Below are 26,987 nucleotides of genomic sequence, written 5' to 3'. Positions count from 1 at the left end.
AACCGATTAAACCGCTGTTAAGACCCTGGGGTTAGAGGCGTTTTTTTACTCGGGGTTAAGATCGTCGGGCCACTATTTGGCAACATTTGTGGGTAGTCGAGAGTGTAATGCAAGCCGCGACTCTCTTTTCGTTGCATCGCACAATTAACCATTAATTCGGCCACTTGTAATAAGTTTCTCAGCTCGAGAAGATTATTGGATACGCGAAAGTGCTGGTAATACTCTTGAACCTCACGTTGCAATAACTCAATGCGGTGTTTCGCTCTTTCCAAGCGTTTATCTGTTCGTACGATTCCCATGTAGTCCCACATCAGCAAGCGCAATTCATGCCAGTTGTGCTGAATGACCACTTCTTCGTCAGAATCACTGACTTGGCTTTCGTCCCATTTCGGCAGCGGGGGGGGCATCGAAGTGTCGGCTAATTTTTTGACGATATCTTTAGCAGCAGAGCGCGCGTAGACAACGCATTCAAGCAAGGAGTTGGATGCCATTCGGTTGGCGCCGTGCAAGCCGGTGTAACTGACCTCGCCGATGGCATAAAGGTTGTTAAGGTCGGTTTGTCCCTGCAAATTCACCATTACCCCACCGCAGGTGTAGTGAGCAGCAGGTACGACAGGGATCGCCTCTTTGGTCATATCAATACCGAGATCCATCAGGCGAGCATAAATGGTTGGGAAATGCTTAGTAATAAACTCAGCCGGTTTGTGGCTGATATCGAGATACATGCAATCAGCGCCTAATCGCTTCATTTCGAAATCGATCGCTCGCGCAACAATATCTCTGGGCGCCAACTCTTCCCTGTGATCAAAATCAAGCATAAAACGCGAACCGTCCGGGCGTTTTAGGTAAGCCCCTTCTCCTCGCAACGCTTCGGTTAAAAGGAAGTTACGCGACTCAGGGTGATACAAACAGGTTGGGTGAAATTGGTTAAACTCCAAGTTAGCGACTCGACACCCGGCACGCCAAGCAATGGCGATACCATCACCGGATGAAACATCGGGGTTGGATGTGTATTGATAGACTTTAGAAGCGCCACCGGTGGCGAGAACAACAAATTTTGCTCTGACCGTTTCCACGTGTTCTTGTTTGCGGTTCCAAATATAAGCGCCGATGACTTTATTGGCATCACCACCGATTTTATCTTCAGTGATCAGATCCAGTGCGTTGTGCGCTTCGAGAATGTGAATATTGGGGTGATTATTGGCGTTGTCTTGCAATGAGGTCTGCATCGCCATTCCCGTCGCATCTGCTGCGTGAAGAATCCGTCTGTGACTGTGTCCACCTTCTCGAGTTAGGTGGTATTTAGGGTGTTCTTCATCGTCATTGTCGTCGTCGAGATCAAAGGGGACACCGCCATCAATGAGCCACTGTACACAGCGCTTGGCATTCTCCGCAATAAAACGAACAGTCTTATCTTCACATATTCCGCCACCGGCAATGTGCGTGTCTTCGATGTGTGAATCGACGCTGTCGTCCTCATCAAATACCGCTGCAATACCACCCTGTGCATAAAACGTTGATCCTTCACTACGCGGACCTTTACTCAGAACCATTACTTTACAATGATTGGCGATTCGCAACGCGAGTGATAAGCCAGCGGCGCCACTGCCGACGACGAGGACATCACAGGCATGTTCATGTTGTAAGTTCATAAAACTGTCTTTTTTCCCAGTTATTATTAGCGTATCAAGTGCTGCGCACTTCCCGTTGTATGTCTATTACTTACCGCCAAATATCATTTATCGCGATAAAGTCATTCCTTATTGTGACCATTCTCTGGTTGCTATTGATTTTCTTTCACTGACTGATCACAATAATTAAACGCGTCTATTAGAGCACATTTACGCTACGATATTGACAAAAAAATGACCTGATAAGGAACTTTCCTATTCAGTTTGAGTCACAATAGTGCTCAAGTAAGCAGTGGTGTCAATACTACATCTCACATAAATGAAAACCCCATATCTATTGTCGGTGGGGCGCAACTGATAGGAGTATCCGCTCGAATGAACGAGCAGCTAACCGATCAAGTATTGATTGAGCGAGTTCAGAGTGGAGATAAGCAAGCGTTTAACCTTTTAGTGACTAAGTACCAAACTAAGGTGTGCAATCTTATTTCCCGCTATGTTAGTAATCCTGGTGATGTGCCAGATATTGCCCAAGAAGCGTTTATAAAAGCGTATCGAGCTATCCCTAACTTTCGAGGTGAAAGTGCTTTTTATACTTGGCTATATCGCATCGCTGTGAATACGGCAAAGAATCATATTGTTGCTCAAGGGCGCCGCCCTCCCGCGACAGATGTTGATGCTGAAGATGCTGAATATTATGAAAATGGTAACGCTTTAAAAGAAATATCGAACCCAGAGAACCTGACGTTGTCCAACGAGTTGAAACAGACGGTCTTTGCCGCGATCGAAGCACTACCTGAAGATTTGAAAACGGCGATTACGCTTCGTGAGCTTGAAGGCCTGAGTTACGAGGAAATTGCTGAAGTAATGGATTGTCCAGTTGGCACTGTACGTTCGCGTATTTTTCGTGCTAGAGAAGCGGTAGAAAAGAAGATTCGTCCTCTTTTACACCGTTAGTCACGTTTTAACTAAGGTGAATAGAATGGCTGATAAAGAAAAAATTTCAGCGCTCATGGATGGCGAATTGTTGGATCATTCTTTGATTGAACAACTAACCCAATCCTCTCAAGACCAAGAGGTTTGGCAGGATTACCACACCATCGCAGATATTATGCGTGGAGAGACGCCGAGCAGTGTCGAGTGGGATATTGCCGGCAAGGTTGCACTGGCGTTAGAGCAGGAGCCGGCCCATCAAAACATTGCGTCGTTGGCGAGTTCTGCTGAGTTAGAGTCACAACCTGTGCCAACTCAAGTGCGACGTCACTTACCTAAATGGTTAAACCCACTTGGCCAAGTTGCGGTAGCGGCTTGTGTCTCTATGGTGGTAATTTTTGGCGTTCAACAATACCAAGGTGAAGAGGCCAACTCGGTCACAGCGAGCACTTCGGATGTCCCTGTCTTACAGACCGTCCCTTTGTCCGGAAGCGCTGAGCCGGTAAGTTGGACTCGATCTGCAGCGGAAAAGTCAAGCAGTCAAACCAGCTTACAAGAACAGCGTAAACGTATACACGCCATGTTGAGTGATTATGAATTGCAGTTGCGTTTAAACAGCGTATCGCCGAGTCAAGAGATGAATGCATCGGAAGGTCAATGAAAAAAATGTTAGCCAGCGTCTGTGCGCTGCTCTCTATGAATGCGTTTTTAGCCCACGCGGATGAGACAACAGCTGAAGACTTATTGCAAAAAATGAGTGAAGCGACACAGACGTTAAATTACGAACTTTCCTACATATTGATCCGAAAAAACAGCATTGAGCCACTGTTGTATCGACACTCTGTCGATGACAAGACTCAACTGGCTCATTTAGTGTATCTCAGCGGTCCCTATCGCGAGGTGATTCGGCGTGGCGATGAAGTGAGTTATCGAGAGACCGGTGTCGAGCCTTTTTCTATTCACTCTGGGAAAATGGTCGCTCCTATCATGCCGATACTCGGGACCGACATTGAGCAATTACACAAGTACTACGATTATATTAATGTCGGCCGTGCTCGTGAGGCGGGAGCGACGTCACAAGTACTGAGGATTGTTCCTAAAGACGGTTTGCGCTATTCGTATGTATTGTGGATAGACGACACGCATTACTTGCCGTTGAGAGCCGATTTAGTCGACCGAGATGGTGAGGTCTTAGAGCAATATCGCACCATTACTTTTGCCGTTAACCCTAAGCTGGCTCAGTTGATGCAACCTTTGTCTTCGGTTGAGCTACCGCCAGTATTGGCCATGCCTAAAGGCCAGTCAGCCAAAACTCATTGGCACGTCAATTGGATACCCGATGGCTTCACGGCGCAAAAAGTCAGTCGCTATCGTCTGAACGACACACAACAGCAAGTTGAGAGTCAAATTTACAGTGATGGGCTGTTTAATTTCTCTGTTTATGTTGCCAAACGCGATGAACACTCATTGCGCGGGCAGTACATCCGCCAGGGGCGCCGCACTTTGCACAGCATGGTCATTGGGCACCATCAAGTCTCTGTTGTTGGTGATATACCACCGACAACCGCTCAGCGCATTGCTCAGTCGGTTGTATTTGATCAGCAAGGTGACCAGCAATGATGACCGCGTTAGCGAGGGTACAAGAGGTTAAAGAAACCGAACAAGGCTGGTGGGTTGAACTGGCTTGTCAGCAGCAAAGCAGTTGTAACAGCTGCCAGTCACAAAAAAGTTGTGGTACAGGCATGGTTTCAAAAGCCATCGGTAATAAGACGCTGATTTGGCAATTAAATACCTCGCTATCTGTCAAGCATGGTGATGTCGTCGAAATTGGTATTGGCGAAAAAAGCGTGCTCTCCTCGGCGCTTTTAGTGTATTTAACGCCATTGCTGTTTATGATGGTGGCGGCCGTGCTGTCGCAGTGGTGGTTGGCACCCCTGATGGGGACTGGTGAAGGTCTTACTATTCTTATCAGTGCCTTAAGTGGTTTTGTCGGCATGAAAATTGCGCAAAAATTAGCACGCCCGTTCGAGAGCCATTCCAACAGTGAAGTCAGCTTAATTCGCGTTTTAGGCCAACAGATTGTCTAATTTATGATGCGTAGTCAGCAGAAATTGGGTAGAATCGGCCAACTTATTGCCCATCAGTTTAACGATGGGTGTTGTCCTTTTTATAATAAGAGTTAAGTCGCCCCAAATCTATGAAGCACATTCGTAACTTTTCGATCATTGCCCATATTGACCATGGCAAATCAACCCTATCTGACCGTTTAATCCAAGTTTGCGGTGGGTTGACTGACCGTGAAATGGCAGAACAAGTTCTTGATTCAATGGATCTTGAGCGTGAACGCGGTATTACCATCAAAGCACAAAGCGTCACTTTGGATTACAAAGCCCGTGATGGTGAAACCTACCAGCTTAACTTTATCGATACTCCGGGACACGTCGACTTCTCTTACGAAGTATCTCGTTCTCTAGCCGCTTGTGAAGGGGCTCTATTAGTCGTTGATGCCGGCCAAGGAGTTGAAGCTCAGACCCTGGCAAACTGCTATACCGCCATCGAAATGGATCTCGAAGTGGTTCCTGTACTGAACAAAATTGACTTGCCAGCAGCGGATCCTGAACGCGTAGCTGAAGAGATCGAAGATATTGTTGGTATTGATGCGATGGACGCGGTGCGCTGTTCTGCGAAGACGGGTATTGGTGTTGACGACGTTTTGGAAGAAATTGTTAAATCCATTCCCGCGCCTGAAGGCGATCCTGAAGGTCCGCCTCAAGCGCTTATCATCGACTCTTGGTTTGATAACTACCTTGGCGTGGTTTCTTTGGTCAGGATCAAAAGTGGTCGCTTGAAGAAAAACGACAAGATCAAAGTGATGAGTACCGGCCAAGTCTGGGGCATCGACCGCATCGGTATTTTCACGCCTAAGCAGGTCGATGGCGAAGTGCTTAACACGGGTGAAGTAGGTTGGGTTGTTTGTGGCATTAAAGACATACTCGGTGCTCCGGTAGGCGATACCTTGACTCTGGCTAAAAACGGTTGTGAAAAGCCGCTACCTGGCTTTAAAAAAGTCAAACCACAGGTTTATGCAGGCTTGTTCCCTGTTTCTTCTGATGATTACGAAAGCTTTCGCGATGCCTTAGGTAAATTGAGCCTAAACGACGCTTCGCTGTTTTATGAGCCAGAAAATTCAGCCGCTCTAGGTTTTGGTTTCCGCTGTGGTTTCCTCGGTATGCTTCACATGGAAATCATTCAAGAGCGTCTGGAAAGAGAGTACGATCTCGACTTGATCACAACGGCGCCAACTGTGGTTTATGAAGTACAGAAAAACGACGGTGAAATCCTGTACGTTGATAGCCCAGCAAAATTGCCAGCCATCAATGATATCGACCAAATTCGCGAACCGATTGCACGCTGTAATATCCTAGTACCTTCCGACTACTTAGGAAACGTCATTACCCTTTGTGTTGAAAAGCGCGGTACGCAAGTCGATATGGTTTACCACGGTAACCAAGTGGCCTTGACGTACGATATCCCGATGGCGGAAGTGGTATTGGACTTCTTTGATCGCGTCAAATCGACTTCTCGTGGTTACGCCTCACTGGATTATAACTTCCAGCGCTTTGAAGAGTCGGACATGGTTCGCGTTGATGTGATGCTCAATGGCGATCGCGTTGATGCGTTGGCGATGATCACTCACAAAGATCAATCGCAAACTCGCGGCCGTCAATTGGTTGAAAAAATGAAAGAATTCATTCCTCGCCAAATGTTCGATATTGCGATTCAAGCCGCCATCGGCAACCATATTATTGCCCGTTCAACCGTGAAGCAGTTGCGTAAAAACGTGGTCGCCAAGTGTTACGGTGGTGATGTGAGTCGTAAGAAGAAACTGTTGAAGAAACAAAAAGAAGGTAAGAAACGCATGAAGCAAATTGGCAATGTTGAACTGCCACAAGAAGCTTTCCTTGCCATTCTGCACGTTGGTAAAGATTAACGCTCGCTAGACGATTAAGCGCGTTGTCATTCACAAGTGAAAGGGTTTCGGCTCTTTCACTTTCTCATTTTTAAGATAAGGGAAGTCATGGCGAACATATTTTCACTGATTTTGGTTATTGTTACCTTAGTAACGGGTATTTTATGGGCGTTGGACAAATGGGTTTGTGCCAAAAAACGTCAGCAAAAGTTGGCTCAAGTGGAAGCGCAGACTCAGCAGGGCTTAGACCAAACGACAGCCGATAAAATAACGGCTCAACCTTGGTGGGCAGAGCAAAGCGCGTCTATCTTCCCTGTGATCGCTTTTGTACTTATCTTGCGCTCTTTTATCTACGAACCCTTTCAAATACCATCGGGATCGATGATGCCGACATTATTGGTGGGGGATTTTATCTTGGTGGAAAAATACGCCTATGGTCTGAAAGATCCGGTGTTACACAAAACCATGATAAAAACCGGTGAACCCGAGCGAGGTGATGTCGCGGTCTTTCGCTACCCAGTCAATCCTCAGATTGATTACATCAAGCGCATTGTCGGTTTGCCGGGCGATACCATTCGTTACAGTGCCAACAAACAACTTTGTGTACAGCCGAAAGGCGAAGCTCAGTGTGAAACCGTCACTCTTAGCCATGTACAGGAAAGTCCGTTTAAACAGGCAGGATTGCCCCTTTTACAACTGGAAGAAAAATTGGGTGACGTGAATCACAATATACTGATTAACCCAGTCATCCCCAATCAAGATGCTCATTATTACCCAAGGCCAGGTGTGAGTGAGTGGGTTGTTCCTCAAGGCCAATACTTTGCCATGGGTGATAATCGCGACAACAGTGCGGATAGTCGTTACTGGGGATTTGTTCCAGAAGAAAACTTAGTCGGTAAAGCGGTCGCAATTTGGATTAGCTTCGAATTCGATCGAGATGACAACAGCATTTTACCGTCTTGGATTCCAACCGGTGTCCGTTTTAATCGGATTGGCGGTATCCATTAAATTAACGAAATCGAGAGAACATGATATCTCAAATTAAACAGTTAGAAAAAAAACTCGGCTATGAATTTCAACAGGCCGAGTTGATTTCATTGGCACTGACTCACCGCAGTGCCAATAGTAAGCACAACGAACGTTTGGAGTTCTTGGGCGATTCAATTTTAAGTTTTGTTATCGCAGATGACTTGTACCACCGTTTCCCTAAAGTGAATGAAGGGGATATGAGCCGGATGCGAGCGACCCTAGTTCGCGGCCATACATTGGCGGAATTAGGGCGCGAGTTTGAGTTAGGAGAGTACTTAAAATTAGGTCCAGGTGAGTTGAAAAGTGGCGGTTTTCGCCGTGATTCTATTCTCGCAGATGCGGTTGAAGCCGTGATTGGTGCAATTTATTTAGACAGTGATATCGAAACGGTACGCGGCATTGTTTTACACTGGTATGCATCACGCCTAAACGCGATTGAACCTGGCGTTTCGCAAAAAGACCCGAAAACGCGTCTACAAGAGTATTTACAAGGCAGAAAAAAACCATTGCCTTCGTATACAGTCGCTAAAATTAAAGGGGAAGCACACAACCAAGAGTTTACGGTTGAGTGTCAAGTAACAGGTATGGAACAGCCTGTTGTTGGTAAAGGTACCAGCCGTCGCAAGGCAGAACAAGCGGCTGCACAGATAGCACTTGAGCGGTTACATCATGGCGGATAAAGAATTTGATATCGATGCGTTTTTTGCGTCGTCACAAAAAGAGTCAACACCCGAGAATCAACACTGTGGTTTTATTGCCATTGTCGGTCGTCCTAACGTAGGTAAATCAACCTTGTTAAACCATATTTTGGGGCAAAAAATATCGATCACTTCACGCAAACCTCAGACGACACGCCACCGTATAATGGGGGTAGAAACCGATGGGGATTACCAAGCAATTTACGTTGACACCCCTGGGTTGCACATTGAAGAGAAACGCGCGATTAACCGCTTGATGAATCGTGCGGCCAATTCTTCTCTTAGTGATGTTAACTTAGTTTTTTTCCTCGTTGATGGCACGCATTGGACCGAAGATGATGAGATGGTCCTCACTAAGCTGAGCAAATCTCAGTTTCCGGTGGTGTTGTGTGTCAACAAGGTCGATAACGTAAAGGATCGCAACGAAGTTATGCTCCACATGATGGAGCTGTCAAAAAAAATGGACTTTGTCGATGTGGTGCCTATTTCGGCTAAACACGGTAAGAATACGGATGTATTGCGCAAGCACGTTCGCGATTACTTGCCCAAAGCGACCCATCACTTTCCTGAAGAGTATGTGACGGACCGTTCACAGCGCTTTATGGCATCGGAAATTTTGCGTGAAAAGTTAATGCGCTTTACCGGTGATGAACTGCCGTACTCTGTAACGGTCGAAATTGAGCGTTTTGATTACAACCCAGAAACCGATGGTTTTCATATCAATGGCTTAATTTTGGTTGAGCGTCTCGGTCAAAAGAAAATGGTGATCGGTAAAGGCGGCGAAAAGATCAAGACCATTGGACGAGAAGCGCGTTTGGACATGGAAGAGTTATTCGGCCGTAAAGTGTATTTGGAAACCTGGGTGAAAGTGAAATCAGGTTGGGCCGATGACGAACGAGCCTTGCGCTCTTTGGGTTATATCGACGACCTTTAATATTTACCATCAGTGAGGCTATCGCATTATGTCGGAGGGATTACAACGTTGTTTTGTGCTCCATCGCCGCCCTTACAGCGAATCGAGTTTAATTCTTGACGTGTTCAGCGAAGAGTACGGTAGGCTCACATTAATGGCGAAAGGCGCGAGGGGGAAGCGTTCCACCTCGCGAGGGGCGCTTCAACCTTTTACTCCTTTGTTACTCAAGTGGTCAGGTAAAGGGGCAATGAAAACATTGCGTCAAGCCGAAGCCATCAGCTTGGGCTTACCTCTTAGCGGCATCCATTTGTATTCTGCTTTTTACGTCAATGAATTGTTGTCGCGATTGTTGCGCCAAGACATTGCGATGCCCGGCCTATTCCACGATTACTTGCAAGCGTTAACGGAGTTAGCGCAAGAGCAAAACCCAGAGCCCGCGTTGCGTCGCTTCGAGTTGGCTTTGCTCTCTGGGATGGGGTACGGCGTGGACTTTTTACATTGTGCAGGTACTGGTGAGCCCGTGTCTCCGACGATGACATACCGATATCGAGAGCAGCAGGGGTTTATTGCTTCTGTTCGCCACGATCAATTAACTTTTTTAGGGGCTGAACTGATTGCCATTAGTGAGCGACGATTTATGACGCCAGAGCAATTAAAAGCAGCCAAGCGTTTTACACGTATTGCCTTAAAACCCTATTTGGGTAGTCAACCATTGAAAAGCCGAGAGATGTTTCGGCAAGGATTCATTCCAAAAATACGGAGTATTGAAAAATGACCTCAATTTATTTAGGCGTCAACATTGATCACATTGCGACGATCCGCAACGCTCGTGGTACGAAATACCCCGATCCCGTTCACGCTGCCGAAGTCGCAGAGCGCGCTGGAGCGGATGGTATTACGGTACATCTGCGTGAAGACCGCCGACATATACTCGACCGAGATGTTCGCCTATTGAAGGAAACCATTCAAACTCGCATGAACCTGGAAATGGCCGTCACGGACGAAATGGTAGAGATTGCGTTGCAAACACAACCTGAGTACGTTTGTTTAGTTCCAGAGAAACGTGAAGAGCTCACCACCGAAGGCGGCCTAGATGTTGTTGGCCAATTGGAAAAAGTGAAGAGTGCCACCGCCAAATTGTCTGCTGCGGGTATCAAAGTGTCATTATTTATTGATGCCGATCGCGAACAGATCAGCGCAGCAAAACAATGTGGTGCGCCATTTATTGAGTTGCACACCGGTCACTATGCCGAAGCGAGTTCAGAAGATGAGCGTCAAGCAGAGTTGAAAAAAATTGCGGCGGGCGCCAGTTTTGCTCACGACCTTGGCTTATACGTCAACGCAGGGCATGGTTTGACGTATCACAATGTGGCGCCAATTGCCGCTTTACCTGAAATCTACGAACTTAATATTGGTCATGCGATTATTGGTCGTGCGGCTTTTGATGGGTTAGCGAAAGCCGTGGCAGATATGAAAGCGGTCATGATTGAAGCGAGAAAATAACCGCGATGGCCATCATAGGGTTGGGTAACGATATCGTTGAAATCGAGCGTATTGAGAAAGCGTTAGGCAAGTTAGGAGTGCGTTTTGCCGAGCGTATTTTACACCCTGACGAGCGTGCGCGTTATGTGAGTAGTAAAACCCCCCATCGTTATCTCGCCAAGCGCTTTGCGGCGAAAGAAGCCGCGGCAAAGGCCCTAGGGACAGGTATCGCAAAAGGGGTTGGGTTTCACGATTTTATTGTTGATAATGACAGCGCAGGTAAGCCATTCCTCACCTTGGTTGGTCAAGCGCACGTCTTGGCCAATCAACTGGGGTATCGCACTACCCATTTAAGTCTTTCCGATGAGCGCCATTACGCGTTGGCAAATGTGATCATCGAATCTTAAGCTTCCCTGTCATTTAGGGTTAGCAATGATGGCAATTCTGTTGCTCAAGAGCTTTGGCTCTTGAGCGCTATTTAGGAGTGATGCCCGTGATGAGTTTGTTGGGTATAGTTCGGAGCCTCAAGCCTGACTTTGTCGATTTCATCTAGCAATTCAAACAGTTCTGGCTCCACATCCTGAATTAACTTCCCTTGCTTTAAGGTCTCTTCTATGGTTTTGGATAAGCTTTTCAAGCGCGGTACGCCAGAATAAGCACAACTGCCGTGTAGCTTGTGGATGTATTGCAGTAAGTGCATTGCCTCCAATTGTCCGGCTAATGACGCTTCAACCGCTTGTTCTATATCGGCAAAGCTATCCACCAACATCATCAACATATCACGGGCGAGATCGTCTTTATTGGCGGCTTGTTTCAAGGCTTGGGGCCAATCAATCGAGTGCTTATCTAGCGTGGTAAAGTGCCCAAGTTGACTCCCTTCGGGTAGATGGATCGGTGAAATCGCGGTTTGGTCGAATTGAGGGTTCCAATGTTGTAATACCTGCTCAAGAACATGTTCTTCAATCGGTTTGGTGAGGTAGTCATCCATGCCTTTTTTGAGTAATCGATCCCTTTCTCCGGCCAGGGCATGAGCCGTCACGGCAATGACCGGGGTATGAGCATTTTGTCGTCCTTGTTTGATCGTTTGACAGGCCGTGACGCCATCCATATTCGGCATTTGAATATCCATAAATATCAAATCAAATGTTTGTTGTTCAGCGATAGTGACCGCTTCGGCACCATCTCGAGCGGTTACTACGTGATCAACGCGCTCTTTGAGCAAAGCAGAAATTAATTTAAGGTTCGCCGGGTTGTCATCAACGGCTAAAACTGTCAACGGCAAAGTCTCGGTACTCATCGGTATTTCAGCCGGTAAACGATTGGCGTGAATAGGCTTTTGTGGAGCGCTAAGCGCTTGTAATAATTTCTTCTTACCAAGTGGCTTCGTCAAACTTTTCACCGGGTATTGAGCGATGATCTTATCCGCCATCGCGAGACTAGTGGTCGGTGTCACTAGAATAACTTCAGAACAAAGCTGTTGTGCTTTCTCAATCATTTCTTCAACGGCACCAGGGAGATACGTCTGATTTGGCGATAAGCAAAGCAGTAAATGATCAACGGGATCGCAGCGGGTTGGCAAGGCATCTTGGTAACTGACTTGCATGCCTTCTTCGTTGAGCAGGGTTTGGGTTATGGAAGCAGATTGAATATTACCATCAATCAATAAGACTTGCTGGCCTTGCAGTGCCTCGGTATTTAGAGGATCTGACATTGGCATGTCGCTGACGTGCAAGTGTAAGGTGAACCAGAACGTCGAACCTTGGTGTAGACGACTGGTTAAACTAATTTCTCCGCCCATTTGGCTAACCAGCTTTTGCGTGATCACTAACCCAAGTCCGGTGCCTCCGTAACGACGTGAAATACTGGCATCCGCTTGACTAAAGGCTTGGAAAAGTTGAGATTGTTGGCGTTCAGAAATACCGATACCCGTATCTTTGACCATAAATTGTAATTCAATATTATTCTGCTGCTGGCCTTTTAGTTCGACACTGATGTCGATATTGCCATGTTGGGTAAATTTGATCGAGTTACCCACGAGATTGGTGAGTATTTGTTGAATTCGCAGCGGATCACCAACTAAAGCCGGGGGGATTTTGCCATCGAGTTTTAACGTCAGTTCAAGGCCTTTTTCATGAGCGCTCGCCGCTTGCAGAGCCACCACTTCTTCGAGACTTTCTCTAAACTCAAATGGAATGTTTTCTAAGGCGAGTTTACCCGCTTCAAGTTTGGAGAAGTCCAAGATATCATTGATAATATTCAATAGATTCTTTGCTGACTTTTCAATTGTTTGAAGGTAATCGGTTTGGCTGTTGGTCAGCTGGGTTTTCAGAATTTGGCGCGTAAATCCGATGACCCCATTTAATGGGGTGCGCAGTTCATGTGACATGTTGGCCAGAAATTCGGATTTGACTCGTGCGGCTTCCTGCGCGCGCTTTTTGGCAATGTCGAGCTCGACGTTCTGGATTTCTAATTGCTCTAGAGTCTCTCGCAGGTCAGAGGTGGCTTGATCAATGCTATTTTGCATTTCGATGTGGTACTCCGACAAGGAGATCGCCATCGCATTAATGCCTTTTTTTAACTCATCGAGTTCACCGTGCATATTCTCATCGATGCGTGAGTCGAGGTGGCCGCGCCTGATGCGATCAACGACATTGCGCATATGACTGATCGGTTTTGTGACTTCATTCATCAAGCGAAAAGCAAACATCGCGGCTAAGCCAATTCCGAGTATTAATACCAAGAAAGCGGAAAAAATTTCTTGGTATTGCTGTAAGCGCAAAGACGACAAGTCCACTTCGATAGCCAAGTAGCCAATCGCTTGATTGGCGGCACTATTAGGACCGTTGTAATCATTTTCTGAAATGATAGGCACACGTAAAATTAAGGTGTTTTCGCGTAACTCTGAATGACTGACATTGGGGATGGGTTTGTTTTTAGGGTACATCAAGGTTTCAAAATTGGGGTGAAAGTTTGATGTCACGAACAGTTCATTGTGAGCGTCAAAGACCGCGATACTACGAATAAGTTTAGAGTTTTTTCGATGAGCGTAGCTAATTAGGTGACGTACCGCTTCTCGGCTTTCCGACAGTAGGTGCGGTTCACTGGCAATGGCAAGTGGCTCGGCGATACTCGTCCCGGTAGTGATGACTTGAGTTTCGAGATCGCGATATCGATTAAACGAGAAAAAAGAGCTCAAAATCAAGCCGATAATCAAAGTCGGGGCTAGGGTCAGAGTAATGACTCGAGCGCGTAAGCCATAGTTGGTCATAATTACCTAATTACATTCAATGTCTGGATATGGGAAAATAGGCCATAACAGAGTGGCGTTTGACAAGTGACAATAAGAATAATCAAGTCAAGGCCTACACTCAATGCCAGTCGGCCACTTTAGTGATGCCGACAGGCTATCTTTTTACTGCAATGAGTATAAGCATGGTCAGATTTTATCAACCTCCGAAAAAACAGTCTGCTTCTAGCAAACATCAATCTTTGACGATTGAACGCTTGGATCACCACGGTGCGGGCATTGCCTATCAAGGGCAGTACCCTATTTTTGTGGACGGCGCTTTGCCTCAAGAAGAGGTGGTTGTGCAGGTGACTGAGAAAAAAAACAAGTACGCTCGCGCCCGGCTGATCAAAGTGAACACCGCCAGTCGCGAACGCGTTGCGCCGACATGCCCTTATTACGAGCAATGTGGCGGCTGTGATTTACAACATCTATCTTACTCCGCTCAGCAACAGCACAAGCAAGAAACGTTAAAGCAGCTGATGCAAAAGTTTGCGGGTGCACCGGCGAGCTTATCACTAGAGCCTCTCATTGCCGGGGAAGCTTGGCATTATCGCCGTCGTACCCGTTTGAGTGCTTTGAGTAAACAGGGGCGCTTTCACTTGGGGTTTCGGCAGCGAAAAAACAACACTGTCATCGATATTGAGCACTGCCCAGTGTTAGATGCCAGATTGAATACGATCCTCGCTGAACTCAAGGCGATGATCGTCGCTTTAAAATTTACTGCTGCCGTTGGCCATATAGAGTTGGTATTAGCGGATAATGGGCCATGTATTCTTTTTAGACTGGTCAAAACATTGCCTGAACCCACCGCTCAACGAGTGCGCGATTGGTGTCTAGAGCGCGGTGCTCAACTGTTTTTTGACTTCGGGGAAGGGGTGGTTGAGCCCAAGTTGTCCGATTGGCCTTTTTATCAGGAAGCGGGGGCAAAAATTCCGTTTTTACCAGGGCAATTTATTCAAGTAAACCAGAGTGTCAATCAAGCCATGGTGTCACAAGCGATAGACTGGTTAGCGCCAACGGCGCAAGATACGATTTTGGATCTGTTTTGCGGTTTGGGGAACTTTAGTTTACCACTTGCCACGAAAGCTCGTCATGTCACTGCGGTTGAAGGGGTAGCAAGCATGGTAAAAGCAGCGCAAAACAACGCTCGGCAACAAGGTTTTGACAATGTCGACTTTTATCACGCCAATCTCGAATCCCCGTTATCGATGCATTCTTGGGCAAAAGGAACGTTCGATAAAGTATTGCTCGATCCAGCAAGGGCCGGCGCGGCAGGGATTGTCGAACAATTGGCGCAACTCGGCGTAAAAAGGGTGGTTTATGTTTCCTGTAATCCTGCTACCCTAGCAAGGGATAGTCAGCAACTCTTTGAACAAGGGTTTCGCTTAGAAAAGCTCGGTGCGTTAGATATGTTCCCCCACACGAGCCACTTAGAATCAATGGCTTTATTTACGCGTTAACGGAGCTGACCTGTTAACGCGAGTCGAACAAAAAATTAGGAATTGACATGGTTGCGGTACGAAGCGCACATCTAAATGCTGATAAACAATTTGACCTTGAACAATGGGTCGCACAGTTTGATCTTGAGTCTTCTGTGTCTTCGCATTTGATTCGCGTTTATCGCTATTGCGAAGAAGGGGTGGCAGACCATCCGGATGCGGAACTCTTGTTGTGGCGCGGCAGAGAAATGATCGAGATCTTAGTGACGCTATCGATGGATCGAGCCACATTACAAGCCGCTCAACTGTTTCCCCTCGTCTCTAGTGGCGCATTGAGTCGTGAGCGTCTTCAAGAAGACTACTCAAGTGAAGTGGTCAAATTGATTGATGGCGTAGAAGAAATGGCGGCGATCGGACAGCTCAATGTCAACCTAGAGGGAAGTGCGGCTTCTGAGCAAGTCGACAACGTGCGGCGCATGTTATTGGCCATGGTCGAAGATTTTCGTTGTGTGGTGATCAAATTAGCCGAGCGTATTGCCAATCTCATTGAGGTGAAAAAAGCGCCCGATGAGGTGAGAAGAGCGGCGGCGCGCGAGTGTACAAATCTTTATGCGCCATTGGCGAACCGTTTGGGAATTGGTCAGCTTAAGTGGGAAATTGAAGATTACGCCTTTCGTTATCAGCAACCGGAAACCTACAAGCAAATCGCAAAACAGTTGTCTGAACGTCGTATTGTACGTGAGCAATACATTCAAGACTTTGTCGCTAATCTAAGCCAAGAAATGAAGCAATCTGGCATTAATGCTGAAGTGTACGGGCGTCCGAAGCACATTTACAGTATTTGGCGTAAGATGCAAAAGAAAAGCCTCGCCTTTGATGAGTTGTTTGATGTGCGCGCGGTGAGGATCATCGCCGATCAGCTGCAAGATTGTTATGCCGCTTTGGGACTGGTACACACGCAATACAAGCACCTGCCCAACGAGTTTGACGATTACGTCGCCAACCCCAAACCCAATGGGTATCAATCGATCCACACTGTTATTTTGGGGCCGGAAGGCAAAACCATTGAAATTCAGATCCGAACCAAGCAAATGCACGAAGAGTCAGAGCTTGGGGTTGCGGCACACTGGAAATACAAAGAAGGGTCGAGCTCAGGGCGCAGTGGCTATGATGAAAAAATCACTTGGCTGAGAAAATTGCTCGATTGGCAAGAAGAAATGTCCGACTCTGGTGAAATGCTCGATGAGCTTCGCAGCCAGGTATTTGATGATCGCGTTTATGCCTTTACCCCTAGAGGGGATGTGGTCGATTTACCGATGGGCGCGACGCCACTCGATTTTGCATATCACATACATTCTGAAGTAGGGCACCGCTGTATTGGTGCCAAAGTCGATGGTCGCATTGTGCCTTTTACCCATAAGTTATCGATGGGCGATCAAGTGGAAATCATTACCGCGAAAGAGCCAAACCCTTCTCGTGATTGGCTCAATCCGGCTTCGGGTTTTGTTCATTCAGGCCGTGCTCGTGCTAAGATCAACGCTTGGTTTAGAAAGCAAAGCCGCGAGAAAAACCTCGAAGCCGGCCGCGAGATCCTCGAAGCCGAATTGATCAAAATCGGCGCGACGTTAAAAGATGCCGAAGCGTATGCTTTAAAGCGTTTTAATGTTAACTCAGCGGATGAGCTCTACGCCGGAATTGGCAGTGGTGATCTTCGTATTAATCAAGTCATCAATCACATCAACGCCTTGGTGAATAAGCCGACCGCTGAAGAAGAAGATCTACAAGCGCTGGAAAAAATTCAGGATGCCGGACAGCGTTTACACCAAACCAGTCGTCCTAAAAAAGACGCTGTGGTGGTGGAAGGGGTCGATAACCTGATGACTCACCTCGCGCGATGTTGTCAGCCGATCCCCGGTGATGACATTAAAGGCTACATAACCCAAGGGCGTGGAATTTCTGTTCACCGTCACGATTGTGAGCAATTAGACGAGTTACGCCACCATGCTCCAGAGCGCATTATCGATACGGTTTGGGGGCAGGGTTTTGTCGGCTCATACGTCCTCACCGTTCGGGTTGAAGCCTTAGAGCGAACGGGGCTGCTCAAGGATATATCTTCGGTGTTGGTCAATGAAAAAGTCAAAGTCATCAATATGAAAAGCCGAACGGATTATCGTCGTCAACTCAGTATTATGGACTTTGACCTCGAGGTGTCGAACCTTGAGATTTACCAGCGTATTGTTAAACGCATTGAGCAAGTCAAAGACGTGGTGCTGGTTAAGCGCTTGGGCTAGAGAAAAAGAGAAAAGTTGATCAGTATGGACGAACAAATCACTAAATTGCGAAGTATTATGGCGCAGTTGCGCGATCCTGAGAAAGGCTGCCCATGGGATCTAAAACAAGATTTCGAAAGCATTATCCCACATACCATCGAAGAAACTTATGAAGTGATTGATGCTATTTTGCAACAAGATTGGCACAACCTAAAAGAAGAGTTAGGCGATCTGCTTTTTCAGGTGATTTTTTACAGCCAATTGGCGCAAGAGCAAAAGCGATTCGATTTTGATGATGTCGTTGCGGGTATCAACGACAAATTGATTCATCGTCATCCCCATGTGTTTGCCGATCCCGAATTAAAAGCTGCAGTGGATCTTGACCAGCAATGGGAGAGGCTAAAGGCAGTAGAAAAAGCAAAAAATGGCCAGCAACCTCAACAGTGGCTCGATAGCGTGCCTCGTTCATTACCAGCACTGTCACGGGCCGTTAAATTACAGAAAAAATGCGCTAAAGTTGGCTTCGATTGGTCGACATTAGGGCCGGTGGTGGATAAGGTGCAAGAAGAGATTGACGAGGTCATGGACGAAGCGCAGCAAGTCACCCCCGATCAAGACGCGATTGAAATGGAAGTGGGGGATTTACTTTTTGCCACTGTGAATCTCGCGCGTCATTTAAAGGTGGATCCCGAAGTGGCACTCGCCAAGGCCAATCAAAAGTTCACCAATCGCTTTCATCAAGTTGAAGCTTTTTTGACTCAAAATGAATCGAGTTTAGAGCAAGCTAACCTTGAACAAATGGAAGCGGCCTGGCAACAGGTCAAGCAAAAAGAAAACCTTTAGGCGATGGTGCCAATACCAATTTATTCGTCTGTGGTGTGCTTTTGATTTTGAGCAAGGAATAAATCCGTCCTCTGTGGTAGATTTCACGTTGTGACGATGAGGGTCTTCGGGTATAATTATCTCCCGTCCAGAAGAAATTTCATTTCCCTCATTCAACCAATTTCAGGTTAAACATGACGACAAACTATATTTTTGTTACTGGCGGGGTTGTATCCTCTCTAGGTAAAGGTATTGCAGCTGCCTCATTGGCCGCTATTCTCGAAGCTCGTGGTCTCAAAGTGACGATGATGAAGCTTGACCCATATATTAACGTTGATCCAGGCACAATGAGCCCGACTCAACACGGTGAAGTCTTCGTTACGGAAGATGGGGCAGAAACCGACCTAGACCTTGGCCATTATGAGCGTTTTATTCGCACCAAAATGACCAAGCGCAACAATTTTACTGCAGGTCGTGTTTACGCTGATGTTTTGCGCAAAGAGCGTCGTGGTGATTACCTAGGGGCGACCATTCAGGTTATCCCTCATATTACCAACTCGATCAAAGATCGCGTGATTGCCGGTGCTGAAGGCCAAGACGTCGCGATCGTCGAAATTGGTGGTACGGTCGGTGATATCGAGTCTTTGCCTTTCATGGAAGCGATTCGTCAATTGGCGGTTGAAATTGGCCGTGAACGCGCTCTGTTTATGCACTTAACCTTGGTGCCTTACCTAGCGGCAGCTGGCGAAGTGAAAACCAAACCAACTCAACACTCTGTTAAAGAATTACTGTCTATTGGTATCCAGCCAGACATCCTAGTTTGTCGTAGCGACCGCGTTATTCCCGCGAATGAGCGCAAGAAAATTGCGTTGTTCTGTAACGTCTCAGAAAAAGCGGTTATTTCGATGAAAGATGTGGATTCTATCTATAAGATCCCACAGCTTATCAAATCACAAGGCCTAGATGACCTAGTATGTCAACGTTTTGGTATCGAGGCTCCAGAAGCCGATCTTGCTGAGTGGGAACAAGTTATTTACGCGGAAGCGAATCCACTTGGCGAAGTGACGATTGGCATGGTCGGTAAGTACATTGAATTACCGGATGCGTATAAGTCTGTCAACGAGGCATTAAAGCACGCAGGGTTGAAAAACCGTCTCACTGTCCACATTAAGTATGTAGACTCTCAAGATGTTGAGAGCAAAGGCGATGAGATGTTTGAAGGGCTCGATGCTATCTTGGTGCCTGGCGGTTTTGGTGACCGCGGTATTGAAGGTAAGATCCAAGCGGCAAAATACGCTCGTGAAAACAAAATTCCTTACTTGGGCATTTGCCTAGGTATGCAAGTGGCTTTAATTGAATACGCTCGCAATGTCGCCGGCATGCCAGGTGCGCACTCGACTGAGTTTGATAAAGAGACGCCATACCCAGTGGTTGGTTTGATCACTGAATGGGTTGATGAAGCCGGTAATGTTGAAGAGCGCTCTGAAAAATCGGACCTTGGTGGTACCATGCGTTTGGGCTCTCAGTTATGTCATCTTGAGGAAGGCTCAAAAGCGTTTGATGTGTATGGCAGTACGACAATTTATGAGCGTCATCGTCATCGCTATGAAGTCAACAACCAATTGCGCCCGCAAATTGAAAAGTCAGGCCTGAAGGTCTCGGGCTTATCTGCGGATAAAAGCTTGGTTGAAATGATTGAAAACCCAGATCATCCGTGGTTTGTTGCAGCTCAGTTCCACCCTGAGTTTACTTCGACACCTCGCGATGGTCACCCATTGTTCAGCGGGTTTGTTAAAGCGGCTGGTGAGTACCAACGCGAACAATCTGAATAATGACAAATCAGGGCAGGGGCATGAGGCCACTGCCCATTTATTTTGACATTTATTTTTTAGAATGAGAGGAAACATAATGTCTAAGATCGTTAAAGTTCTAGGTCGTGAAATTATCGACTCACGTGGTAACCCTACAGTAGAAGCTGAAGTTCATCTTGAAGGTGGCTTTGTTGGCATGGCAGCGGCGCCTTCTGGTGCATCAACAGGTTCTCGTGAAGCACTTGAACTTCGTGACGGTGACAAGTCTCGTTTCCTTGGTAAAGGTGTACTAAAAGCTGTTGAAGCAGTAAACGGTGCAATCGCTGAAGCTTTGGTTGGTAAAGACGCAAAAGACCAAGCAGCTGTTGATGCAGTGATGATCGACCTTGACGGTACTGAAAACAAGTCTAAGTTTGGTGCGAATGCAATCCTTGCGGTTTCTCTAGCAAACGCAAAAGCGGCAGCGGCAGCAAAAGGTATGCCTCTTTATGAGCACATCGCTGAGCTAAATGGCACTCCTGGCCAGTTCTCTATGCCTCTACCAATGATGAACATCATCAACGGTGGTGAGCACGCGGACAACAACGTAGATATCCAAGAGTTCATGATTCAACCTGTTGGCGCTAAAACGCTTAAAGAAGGCCTACGTATCGGTGCTGAAGTCTTCCACAACCTTGCTAAAGTTCTCAAAGGCAAAGGCATGAGCACAGCAGTAGGTGATGAAGGTGGTTTCGCGCCTAACCTAGAATCTAACGCTGCAGCCCTTGCGGCAATCAAAGAAGCCGTTGAGCTTGCAGGTTACGAGTTAGGTAAAGACGTTACTCTCGCGATGGACTGTGCCGCTTCTGAGTTCTACGACAAAGAAGCTGGTAACTACAACATGAAAGGCGAAGGTAAAATCTTCTCTTCTGAAGAGTTTAACCACTACCTAGCTGGTCTTGTTGAAGAGTACCCAATCGTGTCTATCGAAGACGGCCTAGACGAGTCAGATTGGGATGGCTTTAAGCACCAAACTGAACTACTTGGCGGTAAAATCCAGTTAGTTGGTGATGACCTATTTGTTACTAACACTAAGATCCTAGCTCAAGGTATCGAAAAAGGCGTTGCTAACTCTATCTTGATCAAGTTCAACCAAATCGGCTCTCTAACGGAGACATTGGCTGCGATTAAGATGGCGAAAGATGCTGGTTACACAGCAGTTATCTCTCACCGTTCTGGTGAAACTGAAGATGCAACTATCGCTGACTTGGCTGTTGGTACTGCCGCTGGCCAAATCAAGACCGGTTCTATGAGCCGCTCTGACCGTGTTGCTAAATACAACCAACTTATCCGCATCGAAGAAGCGTTAGGTGAACGCGCTCCTTACAACGGTCTTAAAGAAGTAAAAGGTCAAGCGTAATTCGCACGTGACTTTTGGTTGATAAACGCCCCGTTTACGACGGGGCGTTTTTTTTTGAGCGCAACACGATTGAACTGAATCGTGGATTAAAATCTTGATAATTCCGTAAAGAACCTCAAGTGAAAAAACGCTAACTACTGATTGCTTAAAAACACAGTTTGCCATGTTTACAAGCTGTTTTCCTAGGCTATCAGTACTCACAGACCTAACCTGATTGGTATAATACCTAGAGGTAAATAGGTGATTGTGTTATATATATGAGGCAGTATCATACCTAGAAAATCATACCGCGCCCCTCTAAAGCACACTCAAGTACGTCTTAAATAGACGATTAAAATGGGTACTTGTCTCAGCGCTGTGTCTTAAAGTTACTTACACTGGCCACGCTTAGTCGTCGGCACGACGGAAGGAGAAAAGATGCGATTATTTACCCTGGCCTTGATTGTTGTACTCGGGTGGTTACAAGTCACATTATGGGTTGGAAAAAACGGTGTTAGTGATTACTACTCAGTAAAGAAAGATATCGTGACTCAAGAGCAAGTGAATGGCAATTTGCGTACTCGCAATAGTGAAATGTACGCTGAAATCGACGATCTCAGTCAAGGTTTAGACGCCATCGAGGAAAGAGCACGCAATGAGCTTGGCATGATCAAAGAGGGAGAAACCTTTTACCGAATCTTGAGTGAGGATCACCAATGAGGGAGTGTTATCAACCTTGTATTGCGGTTATCCCTGCGGCCGGAATTGGCTCGAGAATGCAAGCCGATCGCCCCAAGCAATACTTAACATTATTTGGTAAAACCGTATTAGAGCATACCGTTAACAAGCTTTTAGGCAGTGGTTTATTTACCCATATTTTGATCGCGGTAGCCAAAGACGATCCCTATTTTGATGACATGGCCATTTCTGAACACCCTCAAGTGATAAGGGTTGACGGTGGTCGTGAACGAGCCGATTCTGTCTTGTCTGCTTTGTGTTACGCGGCGAGTCATTTATCTGCACATTGGGTAGCGGTTCACGATGCTGCTAGGCCTTGTATCCAAATTGATGATATTAAAAAAGTTCTCAATCAAGCTGAGCAACATGGTGCCATATTAGCTTGCCCTGTGAGAGATACGATGAAGTGGTCTGAGGATAAAAACGCCATTGAATACACGCTAGATCGCCGTCAAATGTGGCACGCAATGACACCTCAGGTTTTTCCGTTGTCGACATTAAAACACGGCCTTGAAAAAGCACTCAGTAACGGCGTATTAATCACCGATGAGGCCTCTGTTTTTGAGTGGCTAGGCCACAAACCTTTATTGGTCACGGGGCGTAGTGATAATATTAAAATAACTCAACCTGAAGACTTGGCACTGGCTGAGTTTTACTTATCTCGAGAGAAGGAAACCGCATGATTCGAATTGGTCATGGCTTTGATGTACACAAATTTGGCGGCACTGGCCCGGTGATTATTGGTGGTGTTGCGATTCCTTTTGAGCAAGGCCTGATTGCGCACTCTGATGGCGATGTTGCATTACACGCTTTGACGGATGCTTTACTCGGTGCGATTGCTGCAGGCGACATCGGTCGGCATTATCCGGATACGGATGAAGCCTTTAAAGGCGTCGACAGTCGAGAGCTACTGCGCGATGTTTATCAAAAAGTAAAGCAGCAAGGGTTCGTGATTGGCAATGCTGATCTGACGATTCTCGCTCAAGCCCCTAAGATGGCACCTCATATCGATGCCATGTGTTCGGTGATCGCGCAAGATCTTGAAACCGATATTGGCAATGTTAACGTGAAAGCCACAACGACCGAAAAATTGGGCTTTGTTGGTCGACAAGAAGGGATTGCAGCAGAAGCGGTCGTGTTATTAGTGAAACAGGATTCGTTTTAATGCCACATTTAGAATTTGCTTACTTATTGGGTAAGCCAAGTGCAAGCGCACAGCTCAAAGCTGAGCCTGAGCATTTTCGAGTCAGTGAGCAATTGGGCTATGACCTGACTGGAGAGGGCGAGCACTGGATGGTTCGCCTTGAAAAAAAAGGGGAAAACACCAGTTTTGTGGCTAACGAGCTAGCGAAAGCCTGCGGCGTTAAGTCAAAAGACATTGGCTGGGCTGGCTTAAAAGACCGCCATGCGGTTACCGAGCAGTGGTTTAGCGTGCACTTACCAAAAGGTGACCCAGACATCAGTGACTTCTTGGCTCAATATCCCCATATTAAATTTATTGAGACAACACGTCACAACAAAAAATTAAGGCCAGGTGAGTTGGCTGGTAATCAGTTTGTCCTGACACTGACACAAGTGACGGATATGGCTTCTGTCGTCGAGCGTTTAGAAAAAATTCAACGGTTAGGCGTGCCTAACTATTTTGGTGAGCAGCGCTTTGGTCGTGAACGCAATAATGTGCTTGAAGCACGCCGCTGGGGAAAAGAAAACGTTCGTACTCGCAACGCCAATAAACGCAGCCTGTACCTGTCTGCGGCGCGTTCTTGGATATTTAACCGTATTCTCTCAGAGAGGGTGTTGCAAAATGGCTTTACTCAAGTTTGGCTAGGCGATAATCTAAACTTGGTAGAGCAGTCAGAGTTGGTGATGGATAATCTCGATGCTTATCAATCCCTTGTTGATGCAAATAAAGCGTGGATTACTGGCGCTTTAGCGGGTGATAACGCTTTGCCCACTCAGGCTGACTGCTTGGCATTAGAGCAAAGTATCGTAGATGATGAACCCGATTTGATGGCTTTGATTCGAGGTAATCGCATGCAACACGACAGGAGAAATCTTGCTGTTAAAGTTGATAATCTATCTTGGACGTTAGTGGACGATACTTCAATAACACTCTCTTTCGATTTGCCTTCAGGCAGTTATGCTACATCCGTGGTTAGGGAGTTGGTGAACGAAATACCTGTGGAGCGACAGTATTAATGACAAACAAACCGCGTATTTTGATCAGTAATGACGATGGTGTTCATGCCAAAGGTATTCACGCTTTGGCTAGTGCTTTAAGTGAGTTTGCTGAGATTGTGATAGTCGCCCCTGATCGCAATCGCTCTGGAGCTTCTAACTCGCTGACTTTAGAGCAACCACTGCGTGTTCAGCAATTAAATACCCACACTTATAGTGTACAAGGCACACCAACCGATAGTGTTCATTTTGCACTGAATGAACTGATGGCGGATCACTTACCAGATTTAGTGATCAGTGGCATCAATCACGGTGCTAATCTCGGTGATGATGTCTTGTATTCTGGTACAGTCGCTGCGGCGATGGAAGGCCATTTTCTCAATGTGCAATCGATGGCTTTTTCGTTGGCTGGAGAGCAGAATTTTGACAGTGCAGCAAAGATTGCCTGTCGCATTATCAAACATCATTTATTATCGCCACTGGGTCAACGTCATCTGCTGAATGTAAATATACCCGATCTGCCTTATCCACAGTTAGGCCCGATTGCGGTCACTCGCTTAGGAGCAAGGCATCATGCCGAGCCGATGATCAAGCATCAAGACCCTCGCGGCAAAACCATTTACTGGCTCGGCCCTCCAGGCAAAGAGCAGGACGCTGGTGAAGGGACCGATTTTTTTGCCGTAGAGCACGGTATGATCTCTGTCACACCAATGCAAGTTGATTTAACCGCACACGATAGCTTACAAGGGCTATCTCATTGGTTTGAGAGTGAGTCTTGATGAGATACCCTTTGAGTGAGCCACTGACCGAGTTTTTACGAGCTAATGGGATTGAAAACTACGATGTCTTACACGCGATGGGCAAGGTGCCACGAGAGCACTTTGTCTCTCAAGCGATGAAGCATCAAGCTTACGATAACAATGCCTTGCCAATAGGTTATGGTCAGACGATTTCCCAACCCTACACTGTGGCTAGGATGACTGAGTTACTCCAGCTTCAACCGGACAGTCGAGTGTTGGAAATTGGTACGGGGTCGGGGTATCAAACTGCGGTGCTTGCTAATATCGTCGAGCATGTTTTTTCTGTCGAGAGAATTAAGTCATTACAGTGGCAGGCCAAAAGGCGTTTAAAGCAACTTGATATTTATAACGTCTCCACTAAGCACGCGGATGGTTGGTTGGGATGGCCTGCGAAAGGGCCTTTTGATGCGATCATCGTGACGGCGGCGGCGGCATCGATCCCCAAAGCGCTATTGACACAACTTGCTGATCAAGGAAGATTAGTGATTCCTATTGGTATCGAGGAACAACAATTAGTGACCGTGGTGCGCCTCGGTGACCGGTTTGAAACGACAATGTTGGAATCGGTGCGCTTTGTTCCACTCGTCGCAGGTGATCTTGCTTAATGAAAGGACCATGAAAATTAAACATAAAATAAAGCCCGGCAGGTTCATTGGTGTTTTAGCGGTCATTTTAGCAATGGCCGGCTGCGCCCAACACAACCCTGCGCCTGTTACCAACCTTGCAAGGGATTACTCCGATGTACAGCGGGGGAGTTATCGTGGCAGTTTTTATCAAGTGCGCAAAGGGGATACACTTTATTTTATTGCTTATGTTACGGGTAAAAATATTGATGACATAGTTTCTTACAATAACCTAAAGAAACCATATACTATTTTTCCTGGTCAGAAACTTAAGTTATGGCATCCCAATTATCAACGACCTTCATACGGAAAGTCCGAAAAAATCAGTTTAGATCCAAGTGTTTCGGTTGGATCAATCCCTAAAGTGGCCAATGTAACGCCGTCGCTCCCTTCCCCTGCGAAAAAAACGACAACGCAAAAAAATAATGTAACGCCTCCAAGATCAACAAGCAAAAATCAGAAGCCTGTCGTTGAAGCAAAAAAAACAAAAGAGTATGTTGATCATAAGAAATCAGTAAAACCAGTTTCACAACCATCAAAGGAAGAAAACCAAAAAATATCCAAGTGGTTGTGGCCAACGAAAGGGAGGGTGGTTAACAAATTTACCGTCGGTGAACAGGGAAATAAAGGCATCGATATTGCTGGCCAAAGAGGTCAGGACATCGTGTCAACGGCTTCAGGGACTGTGGTCTATTCAGGTAATGCCTTAAGGGGTTATGGCAACCTGGTCATCATTAAACACAATGATGATTACCTCAGTGCCTACGCACATAACGATCGCCTTCTAGTTAAAGAAGGGCAAAATGTGAAAGCAGGGCAAAAGATTGCCACGATGGGCAGCTCTGGTTCACGGAATGTTATGTTGCATTTTGAAATACGTTATCAAGGTAAATCAGTGAATCCAAATCGCTACTTACCTTAGTTCATTTGATGTGAATGTGCGTATCAACTAGCAATTTAGGTCATTTGCTAGTCGCCATGGGGAG

The 26,987-nt window shown here is 46.5% G+C and carries 25 protein-coding genes; 23 read left to right on the top strand and 2 right to left on the bottom strand.

Annotation, left to right across the window (positions count from 1 at the left end):
- Positions 1–17: 17 nt before the first annotated feature.
- Positions 18–1,652 carry an L-aspartate oxidase gene (nadB, locus tag AB0763_RS11415; protein WP_306100562.1) on the bottom strand — a complete coding sequence of 545 codons (1,635 nt, stop codon included), beginning with the start codon at positions 1,650–1,652 and terminating at the stop codon, positions 18–20.
- A 354-nt stretch (positions 1,653–2,006) separates the two neighbouring features.
- Between nadB and rpoE the strand changes: the two genes are divergently transcribed.
- The 11 genes from rpoE (at position 2,007) to acpS (ending at position 11,060) form a co-directional block, all read left to right on the top strand.
- Positions 2,007–2,585 (top strand): RNA polymerase sigma factor RpoE, encoded by a 579-nt coding sequence (gene rpoE, locus AB0763_RS11410; protein WP_306100563.1) that lies wholly within the window; start codon positions 2,007–2,009, stop codon positions 2,583–2,585.
- A gap of 25 nt (positions 2,586–2,610) precedes the next feature.
- Complete coding sequence (locus tag AB0763_RS11405; RefSeq protein WP_306100564.1) at positions 2,611–3,222, top strand: RseA family anti-sigma factor; 612 nt, start codon at positions 2,611–2,613, stop codon at positions 3,220–3,222.
- Positions 3,219–4,181 carry a sigma-E factor regulatory protein RseB gene (rseB, locus tag AB0763_RS11400; protein ID WP_306100565.1) on the top strand — a complete coding sequence of 321 codons (963 nt, stop codon included), beginning with the start codon at positions 3,219–3,221 and terminating at the stop codon, positions 4,179–4,181. The genes AB0763_RS11405 and rseB overlap by 4 nt, the downstream gene beginning before the upstream one ends.
- A complete protein-coding gene (locus tag AB0763_RS11395) occupies positions 4,178–4,648 on the top strand; it encodes a SoxR reducing system RseC family protein (protein ID WP_306100566.1) in 471 nt (156 codons plus the stop codon). The genes rseB and AB0763_RS11395 overlap by 4 nt, the downstream gene beginning before the upstream one ends.
- Positions 4,649–4,758: 110 nt before the next feature.
- On the top strand, positions 4,759–6,552 hold the full coding sequence (gene lepA / locus AB0763_RS11390) for a translation elongation factor 4 (RefSeq protein WP_306100567.1): 1,794 nt from the start codon (positions 4,759–4,761) through the stop codon (positions 6,550–6,552).
- A gap of 87 nt (positions 6,553–6,639) precedes the next feature.
- Positions 6,640–7,539: a signal peptidase I gene (gene lepB / locus AB0763_RS11385; RefSeq protein ID WP_306100568.1), complete on the top strand. Its 900-nt coding sequence runs from the start codon at positions 6,640–6,642 to the stop codon at positions 7,537–7,539.
- A 20-nt stretch (positions 7,540–7,559) separates the two neighbouring features.
- Positions 7,560–8,240, top strand: a complete 681-nt coding sequence (gene rnc / locus AB0763_RS11380; RefSeq protein ID WP_306100569.1) for a ribonuclease III — start codon at positions 7,560–7,562, stop codon at positions 8,238–8,240.
- Positions 8,230–9,192, top strand: a complete 963-nt coding sequence (era, locus tag AB0763_RS11375) for a GTPase Era (protein WP_306100570.1) — start codon at positions 8,230–8,232, stop codon at positions 9,190–9,192. Before rnc ends, era begins: the two co-directional genes overlap by 11 nt.
- A gap of 28 nt (positions 9,193–9,220) precedes the next feature.
- Positions 9,221–9,946, top strand: coding sequence for a DNA repair protein RecO (gene recO / locus AB0763_RS11370; protein WP_306100571.1), 726 nt, complete (start codon positions 9,221–9,223; stop codon positions 9,944–9,946).
- A complete protein-coding gene (gene pdxJ, locus AB0763_RS11365; RefSeq protein ID WP_306100572.1) occupies positions 9,943–10,674 on the top strand; it encodes a pyridoxine 5'-phosphate synthase in 732 nt (243 codons plus the stop codon). The genes recO and pdxJ overlap by 4 nt, the downstream gene beginning before the upstream one ends.
- Positions 10,675–10,679: 5 nt before the next feature.
- The gene (acpS, locus tag AB0763_RS11360; protein ID WP_306100573.1) at positions 10,680–11,060 is read left to right on the top strand and encodes a holo-ACP synthase; all 381 of its coding nucleotides are present in this window, start codon (positions 10,680–10,682) and stop codon (positions 11,058–11,060) included.
- Positions 11,061–11,131: 71 nt separating this feature from the next.
- On the opposite strand, the gene barA is transcribed toward acpS, so the two are convergent.
- Positions 11,132–13,921 carry a two-component sensor histidine kinase BarA gene (barA, locus tag AB0763_RS11355; protein ID WP_306100574.1) on the bottom strand — a complete coding sequence of 930 codons (2,790 nt, stop codon included), beginning with the start codon at positions 13,919–13,921 and terminating at the stop codon, positions 11,132–11,134.
- 164 nt (positions 13,922–14,085) lie between these two features.
- On the opposite strand from barA, the gene rlmD reads away from it, so the two are divergent.
- From rlmD to AB0763_RS11295, 12 genes are all read left to right on the top strand, one after another.
- Entirely contained in the window at positions 14,086–15,402 is a 1,317-nt protein-coding gene (gene rlmD, locus AB0763_RS11350) for a 23S rRNA (uracil(1939)-C(5))-methyltransferase RlmD (protein ID WP_306100575.1), read from the top strand.
- Between the two features lie 47 nt (positions 15,403–15,449).
- Complete coding sequence (relA, locus tag AB0763_RS11345; RefSeq protein ID WP_306100576.1) at positions 15,450–17,672, top strand: GTP diphosphokinase; 2,223 nt, start codon at positions 15,450–15,452, stop codon at positions 17,670–17,672.
- Between the two features lie 24 nt (positions 17,673–17,696).
- The gene (mazG, locus tag AB0763_RS11340; protein WP_306100577.1) at positions 17,697–18,494 is read left to right on the top strand and encodes a nucleoside triphosphate pyrophosphohydrolase; all 798 of its coding nucleotides are present in this window, start codon (positions 17,697–17,699) and stop codon (positions 18,492–18,494) included.
- A gap of 173 nt (positions 18,495–18,667) precedes the next feature.
- Positions 18,668–20,305 (top strand): CTP synthase, encoded by a 1,638-nt coding sequence (locus AB0763_RS11335; protein ID WP_306100578.1) that lies wholly within the window; start codon positions 18,668–18,670, stop codon positions 20,303–20,305.
- A gap of 76 nt (positions 20,306–20,381) precedes the next feature.
- Positions 20,382–21,683 carry a phosphopyruvate hydratase gene (eno, locus tag AB0763_RS11330; protein WP_306100579.1) on the top strand — a complete coding sequence of 434 codons (1,302 nt, stop codon included), beginning with the start codon at positions 20,382–20,384 and terminating at the stop codon, positions 21,681–21,683.
- A gap of 417 nt (positions 21,684–22,100) precedes the next feature.
- Positions 22,101–22,382 (top strand): cell division protein FtsB, encoded by a 282-nt coding sequence (ftsB, locus tag AB0763_RS11325; RefSeq protein ID WP_306100580.1) that lies wholly within the window; start codon positions 22,101–22,103, stop codon positions 22,380–22,382.
- The gene (gene ispD / locus AB0763_RS11320; RefSeq protein ID WP_306100581.1) at positions 22,379–23,083 is read left to right on the top strand and encodes a 2-C-methyl-D-erythritol 4-phosphate cytidylyltransferase; all 705 of its coding nucleotides are present in this window, start codon (positions 22,379–22,381) and stop codon (positions 23,081–23,083) included. Before ftsB ends, ispD begins: the two co-directional genes overlap by 4 nt.
- The gene (gene ispF, locus AB0763_RS11315; RefSeq protein ID WP_306100582.1) at positions 23,080–23,565 is read left to right on the top strand and encodes a 2-C-methyl-D-erythritol 2,4-cyclodiphosphate synthase; all 486 of its coding nucleotides are present in this window, start codon (positions 23,080–23,082) and stop codon (positions 23,563–23,565) included. The genes ispD and ispF overlap by 4 nt, the downstream gene beginning before the upstream one ends.
- Complete coding sequence (gene truD / locus AB0763_RS11310) at positions 23,565–24,599, top strand: tRNA pseudouridine(13) synthase TruD (protein ID WP_306100583.1); 1,035 nt, start codon at positions 23,565–23,567, stop codon at positions 24,597–24,599. Before ispF ends, truD begins: the two co-directional genes overlap by 1 nt.
- Positions 24,599–25,357, top strand: coding sequence for a 5'/3'-nucleotidase SurE (surE, locus tag AB0763_RS11305; RefSeq protein ID WP_306100584.1), 759 nt, complete (start codon positions 24,599–24,601; stop codon positions 25,355–25,357). Before truD ends, surE begins: the two co-directional genes overlap by 1 nt.
- Positions 25,357–25,983: a protein-L-isoaspartate(D-aspartate) O-methyltransferase gene (locus tag AB0763_RS11300; RefSeq protein ID WP_306100585.1), complete on the top strand. Its 627-nt coding sequence runs from the start codon at positions 25,357–25,359 to the stop codon at positions 25,981–25,983. The genes surE and AB0763_RS11300 overlap by 1 nt, the downstream gene beginning before the upstream one ends.
- Before the next feature lie 73 nt (positions 25,984–26,056).
- The gene (locus AB0763_RS11295; protein WP_306100602.1) at positions 26,057–26,923 is read left to right on the top strand and encodes a peptidoglycan DD-metalloendopeptidase family protein; all 867 of its coding nucleotides are present in this window, start codon (positions 26,057–26,059) and stop codon (positions 26,921–26,923) included.
- The last annotated feature ends 64 nt before the right edge of the window (positions 26,924–26,987 follow it).

The organism is Vibrio sp. HB236076, assembly GCF_040957575.1.
Classification (GTDB): Bacteria; Pseudomonadota; Gammaproteobacteria; order Enterobacterales; family Vibrionaceae; genus Vibrio.
Note: the sequence above shows the minus strand (reverse complement) of the source record. Positions and strands in the feature narration are given on the sequence as shown.

Coding starts and splice junctions, on each gene's coding strand:
- rpoE (WP_306100563.1), top strand. CDS start 2,007: ATGAACGAGCAGCTAACCGATCAAGTATTGATTGAGCGAGTTCAGAGT.
- lepB (WP_306100568.1), top strand. CDS start 6,640: ATGGCGAACATATTTTCACTGATTTTGGTTATTGTTACCTTAGTAACG.
- truD (WP_306100583.1), top strand. CDS start 23,565: ATGCCACATTTAGAATTTGCTTACTTATTGGGTAAGCCAAGTGCAAGC.
- lepA (WP_306100567.1), top strand. CDS start 4,759: ATGAAGCACATTCGTAACTTTTCGATCATTGCCCATATTGACCATGGC.
- AB0763_RS11300 (WP_306100585.1), top strand. CDS start 25,357: ATGAGATACCCTTTGAGTGAGCCACTGACCGAGTTTTTACGAGCTAAT.
- pdxJ (WP_306100572.1), top strand. CDS start 9,943: ATGACCTCAATTTATTTAGGCGTCAACATTGATCACATTGCGACGATC.
- rnc (WP_306100569.1), top strand. CDS start 7,560: ATGATATCTCAAATTAAACAGTTAGAAAAAAAACTCGGCTATGAATTT.
- eno (WP_306100579.1), top strand. CDS start 20,382: ATGTCTAAGATCGTTAAAGTTCTAGGTCGTGAAATTATCGACTCACGT.
- AB0763_RS11295 (WP_306100602.1), top strand. CDS start 26,057: ATGGCCGGCTGCGCCCAACACAACCCTGCGCCTGTTACCAACCTTGCA.
- recO (WP_306100571.1), top strand. CDS start 9,221: ATGTCGGAGGGATTACAACGTTGTTTTGTGCTCCATCGCCGCCCTTAC.
- acpS (WP_306100573.1), top strand. CDS start 10,680: ATGGCCATCATAGGGTTGGGTAACGATATCGTTGAAATCGAGCGTATT.
- nadB (WP_306100562.1), bottom strand. CDS start 1,652: ATGAACTTACAACATGAACATGCCTGTGATGTCCTCGTCGTCGGCAGT.
- ispD (WP_306100581.1), top strand. CDS start 22,379: ATGAGGGAGTGTTATCAACCTTGTATTGCGGTTATCCCTGCGGCCGGA.
- mazG (WP_306100577.1), top strand. CDS start 17,697: ATGGACGAACAAATCACTAAATTGCGAAGTATTATGGCGCAGTTGCGC.
- rlmD (WP_306100575.1), top strand. CDS start 14,086: ATGGTCAGATTTTATCAACCTCCGAAAAAACAGTCTGCTTCTAGCAAA.
- era (WP_306100570.1), top strand. CDS start 8,230: ATGGCGGATAAAGAATTTGATATCGATGCGTTTTTTGCGTCGTCACAA.
- relA (WP_306100576.1), top strand. CDS start 15,450: ATGGTTGCGGTACGAAGCGCACATCTAAATGCTGATAAACAATTTGAC.
- surE (WP_306100584.1), top strand. CDS start 24,599: ATGACAAACAAACCGCGTATTTTGATCAGTAATGACGATGGTGTTCAT.
- AB0763_RS11335 (WP_306100578.1), top strand. CDS start 18,668: ATGACGACAAACTATATTTTTGTTACTGGCGGGGTTGTATCCTCTCTA.
- AB0763_RS11395 (WP_306100566.1), top strand. CDS start 4,178: ATGATGACCGCGTTAGCGAGGGTACAAGAGGTTAAAGAAACCGAACAA.
- rseB (WP_306100565.1), top strand. CDS start 3,219: ATGAAAAAAATGTTAGCCAGCGTCTGTGCGCTGCTCTCTATGAATGCG.
- AB0763_RS11405 (WP_306100564.1), top strand. CDS start 2,611: ATGGCTGATAAAGAAAAAATTTCAGCGCTCATGGATGGCGAATTGTTG.
- ftsB (WP_306100580.1), top strand. CDS start 22,101: ATGCGATTATTTACCCTGGCCTTGATTGTTGTACTCGGGTGGTTACAA.
- barA (WP_306100574.1), bottom strand. CDS start 13,921: ATGACCAACTATGGCTTACGCGCTCGAGTCATTACTCTGACCCTAGCC.
- ispF (WP_306100582.1), top strand. CDS start 23,080: ATGATTCGAATTGGTCATGGCTTTGATGTACACAAATTTGGCGGCACT.